The 15,051-nt window shown below is 75.3% G+C and carries 15 protein-coding genes; 9 read left to right on the top strand and 6 right to left on the bottom strand.

Annotated features, from left to right (window positions below):
- Positions 1-92 precede the first annotated feature (92 nt).
- Positions 93-1,076, bottom strand: coding sequence for an intradiol ring-cleavage dioxygenase (locus tag ACIPAE_RS12370; RefSeq protein WP_402444755.1), 984 nt, complete (start codon positions 1,074-1,076; stop codon positions 93-95).
- 163 nt (positions 1,077-1,239) lie between these two features.
- Between ACIPAE_RS12370 and ACIPAE_RS12365 the strand changes: the two genes are divergently transcribed.
- Entirely contained in the window at positions 1,240-1,713 is a 474-nt protein-coding gene (locus ACIPAE_RS12365; RefSeq protein WP_366410861.1) for a low molecular weight protein-tyrosine-phosphatase, read from the top strand.
- Between the two features lie 50 nt (positions 1,714-1,763).
- A complete protein-coding gene (locus ACIPAE_RS12360) occupies positions 1,764-2,633 on the top strand; it encodes a fructosamine kinase family protein (RefSeq protein WP_402444752.1) in 870 nt (289 codons plus the stop codon).
- A gap of 111 nt (positions 2,634-2,744) precedes the next feature.
- Here ACIPAE_RS12360 and ACIPAE_RS12355 read toward each other — a convergent pair whose 3' ends face one another.
- Entirely contained in the window at positions 2,745-3,431 is a 687-nt protein-coding gene (locus ACIPAE_RS12355) for a DUF5753 domain-containing protein (RefSeq protein ID WP_402444750.1), read from the bottom strand.
- A gap of 181 nt (positions 3,432-3,612) precedes the next feature.
- On the opposite strand from ACIPAE_RS12355, the gene ACIPAE_RS12350 reads away from it, so the two are divergent.
- From ACIPAE_RS12350 to ACIPAE_RS12335, 4 genes are all read left to right on the top strand, one after another.
- The gene (locus ACIPAE_RS12350; RefSeq protein WP_402444748.1) at positions 3,613-4,107 is read left to right on the top strand and encodes a type II toxin-antitoxin system PemK/MazF family toxin; all 495 of its coding nucleotides are present in this window, start codon (positions 3,613-3,615) and stop codon (positions 4,105-4,107) included.
- Between the two features lie 174 nt (positions 4,108-4,281).
- On the top strand, positions 4,282-4,764 hold the full coding sequence (locus tag ACIPAE_RS12345) for an SRPBCC domain-containing protein (protein ID WP_402444746.1): 483 nt from the start codon (positions 4,282-4,284) through the stop codon (positions 4,762-4,764).
- A gap of 128 nt (positions 4,765-4,892) precedes the next feature.
- Entirely contained in the window at positions 4,893-6,269 is a 1,377-nt protein-coding gene (locus ACIPAE_RS12340; RefSeq protein ID WP_402444744.1) for an FtsW/RodA/SpoVE family cell cycle protein, read from the top strand.
- A 164-nt stretch (positions 6,270-6,433) separates the two neighbouring features.
- Entirely contained in the window at positions 6,434-7,348 is a 915-nt protein-coding gene (locus ACIPAE_RS12335; RefSeq protein ID WP_402444742.1) for an SURF1 family protein, read from the top strand.
- Here the strand turns inward: ACIPAE_RS12335 and ACIPAE_RS12330 are convergent.
- Positions 7,308-8,126, bottom strand: coding sequence for a YitT family protein (locus tag ACIPAE_RS12330; RefSeq protein ID WP_402444740.1), 819 nt, complete (start codon positions 8,124-8,126; stop codon positions 7,308-7,310). The two genes, ACIPAE_RS12335 and ACIPAE_RS12330, sit on opposite strands and share 41 nt — an antisense overlap.
- Entirely contained in the window at positions 8,116-8,937 is an 822-nt protein-coding gene (locus tag ACIPAE_RS12325) for a glutamate racemase (protein WP_402445045.1), read from the bottom strand. Before ACIPAE_RS12325 ends, ACIPAE_RS12330 begins: the two co-directional genes overlap by 11 nt.
- Positions 8,938-9,350: 413 nt before the next feature.
- Between ACIPAE_RS12325 and ACIPAE_RS12320 the strand changes: the two genes are divergently transcribed.
- Entirely contained in the window at positions 9,351-10,841 is a 1,491-nt protein-coding gene (locus ACIPAE_RS12320; RefSeq protein WP_402444738.1) for a PLP-dependent aminotransferase family protein, read from the top strand.
- Positions 10,842-10,924: 83 nt separating this feature from the next.
- On the opposite strand, the gene ACIPAE_RS12315 is transcribed toward ACIPAE_RS12320, so the two are convergent.
- The gene (locus tag ACIPAE_RS12315; RefSeq protein ID WP_402444736.1) at positions 10,925-11,428 is read right to left on the bottom strand and encodes a DinB family protein; all 504 of its coding nucleotides are present in this window, start codon (positions 11,426-11,428) and stop codon (positions 10,925-10,927) included.
- Positions 11,429-11,499: 71 nt separating this feature from the next.
- On the bottom strand, positions 11,500-12,048 hold the full coding sequence (locus ACIPAE_RS12310) for a cysteine hydrolase family protein (protein ID WP_402444735.1): 549 nt from the start codon (positions 12,046-12,048) through the stop codon (positions 11,500-11,502).
- A 370-nt stretch (positions 12,049-12,418) separates the two neighbouring features.
- Between ACIPAE_RS12310 and ACIPAE_RS12305 the strand changes: the two genes are divergently transcribed.
- Positions 12,419-13,969 carry an APC family permease gene (locus tag ACIPAE_RS12305; RefSeq protein ID WP_402444733.1) on the top strand — a complete coding sequence of 517 codons (1,551 nt, stop codon included), beginning with the start codon at positions 12,419-12,421 and terminating at the stop codon, positions 13,967-13,969.
- 209 nt (positions 13,970-14,178) lie between these two features.
- Positions 14,179-15,015 carry an alpha/beta fold hydrolase gene (locus ACIPAE_RS12300; RefSeq protein ID WP_402444731.1) on the top strand — a complete coding sequence of 279 codons (837 nt, stop codon included), beginning with the start codon at positions 14,179-14,181 and terminating at the stop codon, positions 15,013-15,015.
- Positions 15,016-15,051: the final 36 nt, after the last annotated feature.

Genomic DNA, 15,051 nt, shown 5'->3' with positions numbered 1-15,051 from the left:
GACATCGGTCCCGACGCACCGGGGGCGGTCCGCCACGCCATGCGGGGAACCGCGGTCCCGGGCGCGGGACGGTCGGGCGCTGTCAGGCGCTGTCAGGCGCTGTCGGTCGGGGAGGCGGTGGGGGTGGGGCCGCCGCCGGGAGCGCCCTCGCCGTCGTTGGTGGCGCCGGGGTCCACGGCCATGGTGAGGTAGCCGACGACGCCGCGCTGGATGTGCCGGGGGTCGTAGACGAGCTTGAGCAGTCCGCCCTCGGTGCCGGTGCCCGGGTAGATGCTGTCCTGGTCGAGAGTGACCCGCGTGACGGTGTTCGCCGAGTAGGGGGTCACACCCGTGGTCGCGGTGACCGCGCTCTCGGCGAAGTAGAACTGCCCGGTGTGGCAGGTGCGGCCACCGGTGTACGCGGTGGACGTGCGGGTGCCGCCGGTGTGCACCTTGGTGTGGACGTGGACGGCACGACCGGAGTACCAGCCCGGGAAGACCGTCCGGAAGGTGACGAAGCCCTGGTGGTCGGTCATCTGGATGCCGCGCAGCCAGGTGAGGTCGTCCGTCGGGGTGGCGTGCCCACCGCCACCACCACCGCCGGGCGGAGGCGTGCCGGTGGGCGGGGTGCCGGTGGGCGGCGGGTCGGTCGGAGGCGTGCCCCCGCCGCCACCCCCGCCGTTGCCGGTCTGGGTGTAGCCGGAGTAGACCCCGGAGGCGTCGCAGTGCCAGATCTCCACGGCCGAGTCGCGCAGCGGCTCGCAGGTCGACGCGTCCACCGCGCGCAGGACCAGCAGCAGGGGGATGCCGGTGCGGTCCTCGACGACGTTCTTCCGGAAGAGTTCGTAGTCGAGGTAGTAGGGCCCCTCGATCTGCTCGCTGGTCAACTGCATGCACGCGGTGGTGGCCAGCGCCTCCGCCTTCGCGGCCGCCACGGCCGCCGAACCGCCGGACGCGGACCGGTCGGCGGCGTACGCGGTGGCACCGAGGCCGGTGAGCGCGACGGCACCCGCGCCACCGAGAGCGAGCGCACGGCGGCGGGTCAGTGCCTGGGAGACGACGGCGTTGTCGGGTTCGTCGTGGCTTCGTTTGGTCATTGCGCGAGGCTAGAAAGCCGTCCTGTGACCGCCATATGAAACAACCGTCCAGATCCGGCCAGTTCCGCAGCCGGTTCCCGGAGGCGGTTTCCAGGGTTCCGGAGTCGGTTCCGGAGCCGGTTCCGGGCCCGGACGAGGGAGGGCGGGGCCGTACGCTGGTGCCGTGCATCTGTGCTTCGTCTGCAGCGGGAACATCTGCCGGTCGCCGTCCGCCGCGCTGGTGGTCGCCGAACACCTGCGCCGGGAGGGCCTGGAGGACCGGGTCCGGGTCACGAGCGCGGGCATCGGGCCCTGGCACGCCGGCGACCCGATCGACCCGCGCGCCGGGGAGGTGCTGGAGCGGCACGGCTACCCCGTGGACCACGTCGCCGCGCAGGTGGGCGCGGAACACCTGGACGCGGACCTGTTCCTGGCGATGGACCGCGGCCACGAGAGGGCGCTGCGCAAGCTGGTCGACGACCCGTCGCGGGTGCGGATGCTGCGGTCGTTCGACCCGGCGGCGACCGGTGGCCCGGACGGGCTGGACGTGCCGGACCCGTACTACGGCGGCCCCGACGGCTTCGAAGAGGTGCTGGACATGATCGAGGCGTCGACCCCCGGCCTGCTCGCGTGGGTGCGCGAGCGCCTCGACGCGTGAGGGCCGGCGCGTGAGGCGCAAAAAGCGAGGGCCGGCGTGAGGCGCGGCGCGTGAGCCGGGACGACCCCGAGTCCGCCCGGGCCGCGGCGGCACGGCTGACCGGGCAGCCGGTGACCGGCGGGCGCGGCGGTTCCGGCGCGCTCACCGAACTGCTGCTCGGCGACGGCACCGTGGTGCTGGCCAAACGCGGTGCCGGCCCCGGGGCGGCTCGCGCGGAAGCGGCCGGGCTGCGCTGGCTCGCCGACGCGGGCACGGTGCGCGTGCCGGCCGTCCGGGGCGCCGACGACGCGTGGCTGGTCATCGACCTGGTCCCGACCGGCCCGCCCGGTGCCGGGGCCGCGGACCGGTTCGGCCGCGACCTCGCGGCCCTGCACGCCGCCGGCGCCCCCGCGTTCGGCGCCCCGCCGCCCGGCGGCCCCGAGGACGCGTACATCGGCACCGCACCGATGCGCGACGCGACCGGCCCCGACTGGCCGCGCTGGTACGCCGAGCACCGCGTGCTGCCCTACCTGCGGATCGCCGTCGACCTCGGCACGCTGGGGGCCGCCGAAGCGGCCGTCGTGGAACGCGTCTGCGACCGGCTGCCCGACCTCGCGGGACCCGCCGAGCCGCCCGCCCGGCTGCACGGCGACCTGTGGAGCGGCAACGTCCTGTGGGGCGCCGACGGCGACACCTGGCTGATCGATCCCGCCGCGCACGGCGGCCACCGCGAGACGGACCTGGCGATGCTGCGGCTCTTCGGCTGCCCGCACCTGGAACGCGTGCTGGCCGCCTACGACGAGGCCGCGCCGCTGTCCGCCGGCTGGCGCTCCCGGGTCCCCCTCCACCAGCTCTTCCCGCTCCTGGTCCACACGGTGCTCTTCGGCCGCGGCTACGGCGAACAGGCCCTGACAGCGGCCCGGTCGGCGCTGTCGGCCTGAGCCTTGCCGGGGTGGGCCCTGCCTGGGCGGGTGGGTTCTGCCTGGCCGGGTGGGCCCTGCCTTGCGTGGTGGGCCCTGCCTGGTCGGGGTGGGCCGCCGCCGGAGGAACGGTCAGCTGTCGGGCGGGCCGTACCCGTCGCGGTCGAACGCCTCCGCCGCCTGCGCGATCAGGTCGCGTGCCTCCGCCCCGTAGACCGCCGACCGCCGCAGCAGGCCGAACGCCTTGCGGAACACCGCGAGCCGGGCCGGATCGGTGATCGTCTCGGCGCCCCGGAAACCCTCCACCTCCGCGCGGCGGTCGTCGAAGAGGGCGAAGCCGTCACCGGGGTGGACGTGGCGGCGGGCGCGGGCCGGGATGACCCCGAGCGTGAGCCCGGGAAGCACGGTGGCCCCGGCGAGGTGTTCCAACTGCTCGCGCATCACGCCGGCTCCGCCGATGTTCGTCAGCAGCGCCTGCTCGCCGAGCAGGACATGGAAGGTGCGGCCGTCGCGTCCGATGTACGCCGCGCGGGCGGTCCGTGCGGCGACCCCGGCCTCGATGTCGTCGGGGATCTCGTGGAAGTCGACGACCAACCGGAGCATCGCGGTGGCGTAGGCGGGCGTCTGGAGGTTCCCCCAGACGACGTCGGGGGAGTACCCGACGTAGTCCCGGGTGTTCCTGACCAGGTCGAGGAAGCTCTCCTGCACGGGGCCGGTTCCTTCCCGGAGCAGGGCCTGCCAGGCGCCGTCCTGGTGCTCCGAGCGCTCCGGACCGTAGCGCTCCGGACCGTGCGAGTCGTTCGCCGAAGAGAGCCGCATACGGGCGATCGTGGCATCGTGGGGGCCGCCGTGTCCGCGAAACGGCCGCGACGGAGGGGGCGCGCGGAGGGCTCCCGGGTGCGGGTTCGGGGCGTGCGGCGGGCGTGGGGCAGACTCGTCGGCGGGGTCGGGTGCGGAGAACCGGGCGCAGAGAACCGGGTGAACAGAAGGCGGGCGAGGGATGAGCGGCGGGATGTGGGCGGCTGTGGCCGCGGTGGCGGCGCTGGCGCTGGTCGCCGCGCTGATCGACGGCCGGGCGAGGTCGCGGCGTCCGCCGCGGCGCACCCGGCGGCGCCCGCCGCGGGGCCCGCAGCCGCGCGCCGGTACGGGCCCCAAGTCGCGTTCCGGGCAAGGGAGTCGGGGCGCCGACCGGGTGCCGCGCAGGGGCGAGGTGTGGTGGGCGGAGGTGCCCTTCGAGGACGGGCCCGGGTCCAAGGACCGGCCCTGCCTGGTGCTGACCGTGCGGGGGACCTCCGCGCGGGTCGCCAAGATCACCACGAAGCGGCACGGCGAACTCCCCGGCGTGCTGGCGCTGCCCGCGGGCACGGTGGACGACGCGGCGGGCCGGCAGAGCTACTTGGAGACCGGCGAGCTGCGGGATGTCCCGTTGCCGGCGTTCCGCCGCCATGCCGGCGCGGTGGACGCCGGGTTCATGAAGAAGCTCAAGCTGCGCTGAGGAGTTGCGCTGAGGAGCCGGGGCGCCGGTCGTGTCGTGATCCCGCCGTGGTCCCCCGCCGTGATCCCGCCGGTGGCCGCGCCGCCGTCCGGTCCGCGGCGAGGCACGCGGCGGCGGCGCGGCACGCGGGGCGCGTACTGCCGTCCGCAGCGCGCGCGGCCGTAGAGTGCGGGCATGTACACCACTCGGGTGGCCGGTCATGTGAACGCGCCGCGCGCGGACGTCTACGCGGCGCTGGTCGACGCGGAGGCGCTGGCGAAGTGGCGGGTGCCGGACGGCATGCGCAGCGAGGTGCACGCGTTCGACGCCCGCGAGGGGGGCGCGTTCCGGATCTCGCTCACCTATGACGCGCCCGCCGCGAGCGGCAAGTCCGAGGCGCGCACGGACACGTACCACGGCCGGTTCGTGCGGCTCGTGCCCGGCGAGGAAGTGGTGGAGGAGTTCGAGTTCGAGACGGGCGAGGCCCGCTTCCACGGCGTGATGAGGATGACGACCACGCTGACCGACGCGGGTGCGGGCACCGACGGGCGTGGCGGCACCGAGGTGCTGGTCGTGCACGAGGGCATCCCCGACGGTGTGCCCGCCGCCGACAACGAGACCGGCACGCGGATGGCGCTGGCGAACCTCGCCGCACTCGTGGAGGCCGACCCCGGCTGACGGCCCGGGGACGTACCCGGGGAACTGCGTGCGGCCCCGCGGAGTCCGTGATCATGGAGGGGCGGCGGGACGCCGGGCGCGGGTCGCGCGCGGGCGGCGCCCGGGGGACGGAAGACCGCGGGGGACACATGGTGACGAACTACGCCTCGGGCGTGCCCGATCGCCGCAACACCGAGCTGGCGCTGCTGCTCCTCGCCGTCGCGATCCCGGTCTTCGCCTACGTCGACACCGGACTGGCCCTGCACGGCGAGGTGCCCTCCGGGCTGCTGAGCTACGGTCTCGGCCTCGGACTGCTGGCGGGCCTCGGGCATCTGGTGGTGCGCAGGTTCGCCCGGTACGCGGACCCGTTGCTGCTGCCGATCGCGACGCTGCTCAACGGCCTCGGCCTGGTGATCATCTGGCGTCTCGACCAGTCGAAGCGGCTGCGGGCCGACCCCGGTTTCGTGGCGGACACGCCCCGTCAACTGCTCTACTCCGCGATGGGGCTGGCGCTGTTCGGCACGGTGCTGGTGGTCCTGAGAGACCACCGCAAGCTCCAGCGGTACACGTACATCTCGATGGCCGGCGCGCTGGCGCTGCTGCTCCTGCCGCTGGTGCCCGGGCTCGGGGTCGACGTGTACGGGGCGCGGATCTGGGTCGCGGTGGCCGGGTTCAGCTTCCAGCCCGCGGAGTTCGCGAAGATCGTGATCGCGGTCTTCTTCGCCGGCTACCTGGTGCTGAAACGGGACGCGCTGGCGCTGGCGGGCCGCCGCTTCGCCGGACTTGCGCTGCCGCGCGGCCGGGACCTGGGGCCGATCCTCGCGGTGTGGGCGGTGTCGATCCTGATCCTGGTCTTCGAGACGGACCTGGGCACCTCGCTGCTGTTCTTCGGCATGTTCGTGGTGATGCTCTACATCGCCACCGAGCGCACCAGCTGGATCGTCTTCGGCCTGCTGATGGCGGCGGGCGGCGCGGTGGGCGTCGACTCCTTCGAGCCGCACGTCCAGCAGCGGGTGCAGGCGTGGCTGCACCCCATGGGCGAGTACCTGAAGAGCCGGCAGGGCCTGGCCGGCCACTCCGAGCAGTCCATGCAGGCGCTGTGGGCGTTCGGCTCCGGCGGCCTGATCGGCACCGGCCTGGGGCAGGGCAACTCCGACCTGATCGGCTTCGCCGCGAACTCCGACTTCATCCTGGCCACCGTGGGCGAGGAACTGGGCCTGGCCGGCGTGGTGGCGCTGCTGCTGCTCTACGCGCTGATCGTCGAGCGCGGCATGCGGACCGCGCTCGCCACCCGCGACCCGTTCGGCAAGCTGCTCGCCGGCGGGCTGTCGGCCGCGTTCGCGCTCCAGGTCTTCGTCGTGGCGGGCGGCGTCATGGGCCTCATCCCGCTGACCGGCATGACGCTGCCGTTCGTCGCGTACGGCGGGTCGTCCGTGACCGCGAACTGGGCGCTGGTCGGCATCCTGATCCGGATCAGCGACACCGCGCGCCGCCCGGAGGTGGCCGTGGACGACGCGGAGTGGTGACCCCCGTTCCTCGTTTCCCGTCCCCCGTCCCCGACCACTGCGGCGCCGTCCCGGTCGCCGACCCCCGCGGCCCCGACCCCCGCGGCCTCGGCTCGCCCGCCCGGGCACCGCGCAGGGCACACCCGGTGTGCGGGTGGTCGCGGGGCGGGAGGTAACGTCGTTTCGTGCTTCGCGTCGTGTTCACCCGCCGCTGGATTCTGCTGACCATCCTGTTCGTGGCCCTGATACTGGTCATGGGCCGGTTGGGCCTGTGGCAGTACCACCGCTACGAGCAGACCAAGCGCAGCAACCACAAGATCTCGCTGGCCCAGCACGCGAAGCCGGTCCCGATCCAGACGCTGTCCCGTCCGGGTGCGAACCTGCCCGGCAGCGAGCGCTACCGGCCGGTGACCGCCACCGGGCAGTACGACCCCGCGCACCAGTTCGTGGTCCGGCGCCGCACCAACGCCGACGGCGACCAGGGCTTCTTCCTGATCACCCCGCTGATCATCTCCAACGGTGACGCGGTGCTGGTCAACCGGGGCTGGGTCGCGCCCGCCGACGACACCGCGGCGTTCCCCGCGGTGCCGAAGACGCCCACCGGGACGGTCACCCTCACCGGGCGGCTCCAACTGGACGAAACCACCCGTATCAGTGGTATTCGGAACGTCGGCGGTCTGCCGCCCCGCCAGTTCATGCTGATCAACAGCACCGAGCAGACGAAGAAGCTGTCCAAGCCGGTGCTCAGCGGCTACCTGGAACTCGTGAAGACCAGCCCGCCGCTCACCAAGGGCCAGTCCGCCGAGCAGATCGGCGCGCCGGGCAGCGACAGCTCGGGCACCGACATGGCGGTCGTCGGCCAGGGCGTCCACCTGCCCTACGCGATCCAGTGGTGGCTGTTCGCCCTCATGGTGCCGGTCGGCTGGTGGATTCTGCTGCGCCAGGAGCTGAAGGAGCGGCGCAAGAAGGCCGCCGCCCCGGCCGCGGCGGCGCCCCCCGCGCCGCGCGGGCCCGAGCCCGAGGGCATGGCCGGCGCGGACGTCAAGGCCGAGGCGGACGTCACCGCCGACGCCGGGTCCGAAGCCGCCACCCGGAGCTGACCGGCGCGGCCCGCGCGTCCTCCTCCTCGTCGCGGCGGCGGTCCGCCGCCGTCCGGTAGGCGAAGCGCGGCAGCAGCGACTGGGCGGTCGGGCCGATCGCCACCGCGTACAGCACGGTGCCCGGCCCGACGCTCCCGCCGAGCAGCACGCCCACGGCGAGGACGGTGACCTCCATCAGGGTGCGGACGAAGCGGATCGAGCGGCTGGTGGCGGCCGAGGTGCCGGTCATCAGCCCGTCCCGCGGGCCCGGCCCGAGCCGCGCGCCGACGTAGATCGCGACGGAGAGCCCGTTGAGCAGCACGCCCCCGAGCAGCAGGCCGACCCGGGCCGGCAGCCCGGGGTGCGGGGGCAGGAGCGCGAGGCCGAGGTCGGAGGAGAACGACAGGACCACGATGTTCGCGACCGTGCCGAACGTCGGCCGCTGCCGCAGCGGAATCCACAGCAGCAGCACGAACGCCCCGACCAGCCCGTTGACCGTGCCGAAGCTCAGCGAGGTATGCCGCTGCACCCCCTCGTAGAGCACGCTCCACGGATTGACGCCGAGCGAGGCCCGGACCATGGCGGACAGTCCGAACCCGTACAGGGCCAGGCCGACCAGCAGTTGGGGCAGGCGGCGGCGGGGGGCCAGGCGGAGCGGGAGGTAGCCGAGCGGCGGCAGCGGAGCGCGGGTCCGGGGCGCCGGTACCGGTACCGGTGCCGGTGCGGTCGCGGGTACGGGGGTCGGTGGGGCGGGGTGGCGCGGGGTGCCGACGCCGGGGCCCGGGGCGTCACCGTGCACGAGCGGACCGCCGGTCGGGTACGGGTGCGGGGCCGCCGGGAGCCGCGTGCAGCAGGCGGCCCTCGGGGTAGGTGAGCGCGGCGGCGGGGAGGGCGGCCGGGCGGCCGCTGTGGACGACGCGCAGGGTGCCGGCGGCGGGGGAGCCGGGTGCGGGGCGGGCGCCGATCCTGCGCAGCGCCTGGGCGGCGACCGCGTCCGCGGTGCCGTACAGGACGACGGGCGGCCGGCCGGGGTGCCGTAGGGCCGCACCAACCTGTTCGGCGACCAGTTCGTAATGGGTGCACCCCAGGACGACAGCCCTTACATCGGTCGGGGTGCGCGCGGCGGCAGCGGCGATCGCCCGCTCGACGGCTTCCCCGTCCGCCCGTTCCACCGCGTCGGACAGCCCGGCGCACGGCACTTCGGTGACGCGCACTCCGGCCGCGAACTCGTCGATCAGCGCGCGCTGGTAGCGGCTGCCGGTGGTCGCGGGGGTGGCCCACACCGCGACCGGCCCGCCGCCCGCGGCGGCCGGCTTGACCGCGGGGACGGTGCCGATCACCGGCAGCCGGGGCTCGAACCGGGCGCGCAGCGCGGGCAGGGCGTGCACGGTGGCGGTGTTGCAGGCCACGATCAGCGCGTCCGGGCCGTACACGGCCGCGGCCCCGGCGACGGCCAGCGCGCGCTCCGCGAGGTCGGCGGGGGTACGCGGCCCCCACGGCATGCCGTCGGGGTCCGAGGCCAGCACGAGGTCGGCGTCGGGACGAAGCCGGCGCACGGCGGCCGCGGCGGCGAGCAGCCCGATCCCGGCGTCCATGAGGGCGATCCGCACCGGGCGGTCGGCGGGGTCGGTGCGGTCGGTGCGGTCCGCGGGCGCCGGGGTGCGGCGGGCGGCCGGATGCCCTTCGGGCGGGGGGCCGTTGGTCGCGGTTGCCGTCGTGGTCGCCGTCGCGGTCGACGTCACCGTCACCGTCACCTTCGCGGTGCCGGGGACGGCGTCCTGTGCCGTGCCGAGGTCGTCGGGGTCCTGCATGCGGTCGCCTCCTGGGGGTCGGGTCGGGTCGGGTCGAGCGGGATCGGGTCGGTCCGCGTGGGCCCGCCACGAGACGGCCCCGTCCTCACCGGACGGTGGCCGCGGGGGAGCGCCGGACCTCACAGGCCCCGCCCGGTCCGCCGGCGAGGCCACCGAAGGCGAGTCTGTACAGTGATTGGCCTGGATCACATGGCCAATCGGGAGGAAATGGTATGGCCGGCCCGCAGCCGTCCCGGCCCGTGGAGGGCGCGCCGCACGGCGGCCGGACCCTGGGCAGCCGGCAACTCGCCGCGATGCTGCCCGACCCGTCCGGCGCCCGGCCCGCCTACCGCCACCTCGCCCGCGCCATCGGCACGTTGATCCTCGACGGGCGGATCGCCCTGCACGTCCGGCTCCCGGCCGAGCGCGAACTGGCCGCCGCCCTCGGCACCAGCCGCGCCACGGTCACCGCCGTGTACGACCTGCTGCGCGCGAGCGGCCACGCGCACAGCCGGCAGGGCGCGGGCACCTGGACCGCGCTGCCCGAGGGCCGCACCCCCCGCGGCGTCACCCGCGCGCTCGGGCTCCCCGACACCGCGATCGACCTGGCCAGGGCCTCCCTCGGGCTGCCCGAGCGGACCCTCGCGGACGCTCTCGCCCGGGTCGCCCCGCGGGTGGCCGAGCACGCCCGTACCCCCGGCTACCACCCCTACGGCCTGCCGGAGTTGCGCGCCGCCGTCGCCGAACGCTTCACCCGGCGGGGACTGGCGACCGTGCCGGACCAGATCCTGGTGACCGCCGGCGCCCAGCACGCCCTCACCCTGGTGCTCGGCCTGCTGTCCGCGCCCGGCGACCGGATCGCGGTCGAGAACCCCTCCTACCCCAACGCCCTGGAGGCGATGCGCCGCGCCCGGCTGCGCACCGTCCCCGTGCCGGTGGCCGACACCGGCTGGGACGCCGGCATCGTGGAGTCCACGCTGCGCCAGGCGGTGCCCCAACTGGCCTACCTGATCCCCGACTTCCACAACCCGACCGGATGCCTCATGCCCGACGGCGAGCGGGCCCGTATCCTGCGCGCCGCCCAGCACGCCGGCACCTGGCTGGTCGTCGACGAGACGCTCACCGAACTCGCCCTGGACGTCCCCGCGCCCGCGCCGTTCGCCTCGCACGCGCCGCCCGGCGGCACCGGGCAGGTCATCACCGTCGGGTCGATGAGCAAGACGCACTGGGCCGGGCTGCGGGTCGGCTGGCTGCGCGCGCCCTCGCGGCTGGTCACCGAACTCGCCGCGCAGCGCGTCGCCTCCGACATGGGCGGCTCGGTGCTCGACCAACTCCTCGCGCTCGACCTGCTGTCCGGCGCGGACGGCGGACCGCCGCCGGACCGGCTGACCCGGCTGCGCGGGCAGCGCGCCGCCCTCACCGCCGCACTGGCCGAACACCTGCCGCGGTGGACCTGGCAACTGCCGCCCGGCGGGCTGTCGTTGTGGGTCGACCTCGGCGAACCCGTCGCCTCCGCCCTGGCCGAACGCGTCCTCGACTACGGCGTACGGATCGAGGGCGGCGCGTACTTCGCCACCGACCCCGGCATCTTCGAGCAGCGGCTGCGGATTCCCTACACCGCGGAGCCCGACACCCTGCGGGAAGCGGTGCAGCGGATGGCGACCGCGCTCGCCGACGGGCTCCCGCCCTCCGCCGCGACCCGCCGCCCGCACTGGGTCGCCTGACCCGCCGCTTGCCCCTTGCCGCTTGCCCGTTGCCCCTTGCCGCGTGCCGCTCGCGCCTTCCGCCCGGCGCCCGGGCATGGCGGCTACCGGGGCCCGAGCCCCGTCCGCCCGTCGAGCAGCTCGCGCACGACGTCGAGATGGCCGGCGTGGCGCGCGGTCTCCTCGATCATGTGCAGGACGATCCAGCGCAGGTCGGTGACCTCGTCCTCCTGAGCGCCGGGGTGCCGGCCCCGCGGCGGCGTCGAGAGCGGGGCGGCGGCGAGGACGGCGTCGGAGCGCCGGCACTGCTCACGGTAGAAGGCGAAGACCACGTCCGGCGGCCGGGGTGTCGTCAACGGAGCGGGGTCGTCGGGCCAGTCCAGCGGCTCGGCCGCGCCGGTGGCGACCTCCTGGAACCAGTGCCGCTCCGCGTACCCCAGGTGCTCCACGAGCCCGAGCGGGGTCCACCCGGAGGGCAGCACCGATGCGGTCAGGGCCTCGGTGTCGAGGCCGTCGACCACCGCGAGCACGCACGCCCTCTGCGCCGCGAGGAACCCCAGCAACGACGTCTTCTCGCCGTCTTCCTTCTCCACCGTCTCCATACTCATGCGCCGATGCTGCCAGCAGCCACCGACAACCCGTGCCGGTGCCCGCCGCCCCGCGCAGGCAGCAGGGCGGCCTATCGGGGCGGGGCGAACTCCACTTCGGACGCGGGCAGCACCCGGATGCTCCGTCCGGGGAACCCGAGGTGCCGGAAGATCTCGTTGTGGTGCGCGATCGACCGCGCCGGCGAGGCGAACGCGCCGCCGTCGGGCCGTACCGACGTCGTGTGCCCGTCGGCGACCACCACCAGGTCGTAGCCGTGGCTGAGCGCCTGCCGCGCCGTGGTGTCCACGCAGATCTCGGTGGCGAACCCGGTGACGACCACCTCGGTGACGCCCCGCTCCTTCAGCACCCTGTCGAGATCGGTGCCGAGAAAGCTGTCCGGGCTCGTCTTGTGCACCACCGACTCGCCCTCGCCCGGAGCCAGTCGGGCCACCACCCGCCAGCCCTCCGTCCCGGCCGCCATCCCGCCGCCCTGGTCCTGGATCGTCACGACCGGAACCCCGGCGACCCCGGCGCGCTCGCGCAGCCCGGCGATCACGGCGACGGTCTCCGCGGCCCGATAGGCGATCTCCATCGGATCGTTCTGCATGTCGATGACAAGGAGCGCGGAAGCGTGTGGCATGGGCCTCACGGTAGCGGCCTCCTCCGGAATCCCGCCTCGGGTTTACGGTCGGGCGACGGGCGGGCCGAGCCGGGGGACCGTACGGCACGAGCCGCGGTTCGGGCGGCGGGTCCGGGCCGGGGTCGTGCCGTGGGTCCTGATCGCCTGGGGGTGCCTGTTCACGGCCTCTGCCGTGCTGGTCGCCGTGGCGGGCCACTGAAGGGGCCACTGAGCGGGCCACTGAGCGGGCTGCCGCGCGGGGCCGAACGGCACCGCGCGTACGCGGAGTTGCCCCGGGTGGTGTGGCGTTGGGGTGGTCGGGGGTCACTCCGTCGTGGGACGGCGGGGCGAAGGAGCGGCGGGCGGTGGGGCGGGCCGGGAAGATCCGGGTATGTCGCCGTTGCCGCCACCTGACGCCGTATCCGCCGCCGCTGACCTTCCCGGCCGACTCGCCGCGCGCCAGGGGCGGTTGACCCGCACCCTCACCACCCCGAAGATCGTCTTCATCGTCGTCGCAGCGGCGGCCCCGCTGGCCGCGATGGTCTTCACGGTGCCGCTCTCCTTCGCGCTGGGCGCCGGCCCCGGGGTCCCGGCGCTCCTGCTCCTCGCCGGGCTGACCCTGCTCTGCTTCTCCTGCGGGTACGCCGCGATCAGCCGCGACATCGGCCAAGGCGGCGGCTTCTACGGGTACATCGCGCGCGGCCTGGGCCGGCCGGTGGCGGTCGGCGCCGGGATGGTCGCGGTCGTGGCGTACAACGCGGTCGCGGTGTCGCTGCTGGGCGCGTTCGGGTACTTCGCCCAAGGCGTCGCCGCCGCACACGGGTTGCACCTCGCGTGGGAGGTGTGGGCCGCGCTGGGGCTCACGGCGGTCGGCGTACTCGGCTACCGCCACGTCGAGTTGAGCGCCCGCGCGCTGGCGGCGTGCATGGTCGGGGAGATCGCGATCCTGCTCGCGCTGGACGTCGCGGTGCTGGTCGAGCACGGCCCGGCGGCTCTGCCCGCCGTGTCGTTCGCCCCGCACCAGGTCCTGGTCCCGGGCGCCGGGGTCTCCGTGATGTTCGCCTTCGCGTCGTTCATCGGCTTCGAGTCCGCCGCGCTCTACGGCGAGGAGGCGCGCGACCCGGGCCGGAGCGTGCCGCGCGCGACGCTCGTCGCGGTGCTGCTGGTCGCCTCGTTCTACGCGCTCACCAGCTGGGTCGCGGTGGGCGCGGTCGGGCCGGACCGGGTCCGTACCACCGCCGCCGCGCACCTCGGCGACCTCTTCTTCGTCCTCGGCGACCGCTACCTGGGCGGCGCCGCCTCCACCGCCATGCAACTCCTGCTCTGCACCAGCCTGTTCGCGAGCTGGCTGGCCCTGCACAACGCCGCCAACCGCTACCTGCTGGTGCTCGGGCGGGACCGGCTGCTGCCCGGCCGGCTCGACGCGGTGCACCCGCGGCACCACGCCCCGCACCGGGCGAGCGCCGTGCAGACCGCGCTGGCCGCCGTCGTGGCGACGGTGTTCGCCGTGGCCGGCCTCGACCCGTACCTGAACATGTCCACCACCCTGCTCGGCCTGGGCACCCTCGGGGTCATCGCGCTCCAGGCCCTCGCCTCGATCGCGGTGCTCGGCTACTACCGGCGCCGGCCCGGCCACTGGTGGCGCACCGGGCTCGCCCCCGCGCTGGGCGCCGCCGGGCTGCTCGCCGCCACCGTGCTGGTCGTGTGCAACTTCCGCGTCCTGACCGGTACTTCGAACCCGCTCGTGACGTCCTTGCCCTGGCTGCTGGTCGTGGCGGGCGCGGGCGGCAGCGGCTACGCCCTGTGGCTGCGCGCGGCCCGCCCGGGCCGGTACGCGAGCCTCGCGGGACTCGCGGCGCTGCGGGCGCTCCCGGGTGGCAGGGGCGCCGCCGCCCTGCCGGCGCAGCGGCGCCGCGGGCCGTCCCGCCGGACCACCAACTGAGTGACGGAGGACGGACGTTGGGAGGCCAGAGCCCGACCGGACCCGGACGCCGCCGCGCACCGGAGGCATCGGACCGCCGCGCGCCGTACCGGCGGGCACGCCACGAGCACGGCCCGGGCCCCGGCAGGCCGTGTCGCCGCCGCGCCGCCCGGCACCGCCCCAGGCCGAACCCGCCGCGGTCCACCCGGAGCCCTACGTGGCGGCCGACCATGGAACAGCTCGACCTTTCGGCCGGACCCGTCGCGTACGAGGACACCGGCGGGGACGGCCCCGTCGTGGTGCTGGTGCACGGGCTGCTGATGGACGGTTCGCTCTGGGACGACGTCGTGGCCGACCTGCGGGCGGACCACCGCTGCGTGGTGCCGACGCTGCCGCTGGGCGCGCACACGCTGCCGATGCGCGAGGACGCCGACCTGTCGCCGCGGGGCCTCGCGCGGCTGCTCGGCGAGTTCCTGGAACGGCTGGAACTCGACGACGTCACCCTCGTCGGCAACGACACCGGCGGCGCGCTGGTCCAGCTCCTGCTCGCCGCGGGCGCGCCGCGGGTGGGCCGGGTGGTGCTCGCCTCCTGCGACGCGTTCGACAACTTCCCGCCCGGCCTCACCGGCCGGACCGTCGTCGCCACCGGCAAGCTCCCGCCCGCCCTCTTCGGCCTGTTCATGCAGCAGATGCGGATCAAGCCGCTGCGCCGGCTGCCGGTCTCGTTCGGCCGGCTGACCAAGCGCGGTGACGCCGCCACCGCCCGCTTCATCAAGTCGCTGCTCGCCCGGCCCGCCATCCGGCGCGACACCGTACGGATACTGCGCGGCATCTCCGCGCACCGCGGCGCGCTCACCGAGGCCGCGGCCGAACTGGCCGGCTACGACCGGCCCGCCCTGGCGGTCTGGGCCGAGCAGGACAAGGTCATGCCGCCGGAGCACGGCCGCCGCCTGGCCGAACTCCTGCCCCACGCCACCCTCGTGACCATCCCGGACAGCTACACCCTCCTCCCGCTCGACCAGCCCGCCGCCCTGGCCCGCACCCTCCGCGAGTGGACCCCGACCTGACCCGCACCCCCGCCCCCACCCCGCGCACGGCCGTCC

This window comes from Streptomyces sp. NPDC087270 (assembly GCF_044744625.1).
Taxonomy (GTDB): domain Bacteria; phylum Actinomycetota; class Actinomycetes; order Streptomycetales; family Streptomycetaceae; genus Actinacidiphila.
The sequence above is the reverse complement of the archived record's forward strand: the minus strand, read 5'-3'. Positions and strand labels throughout refer to the sequence as shown.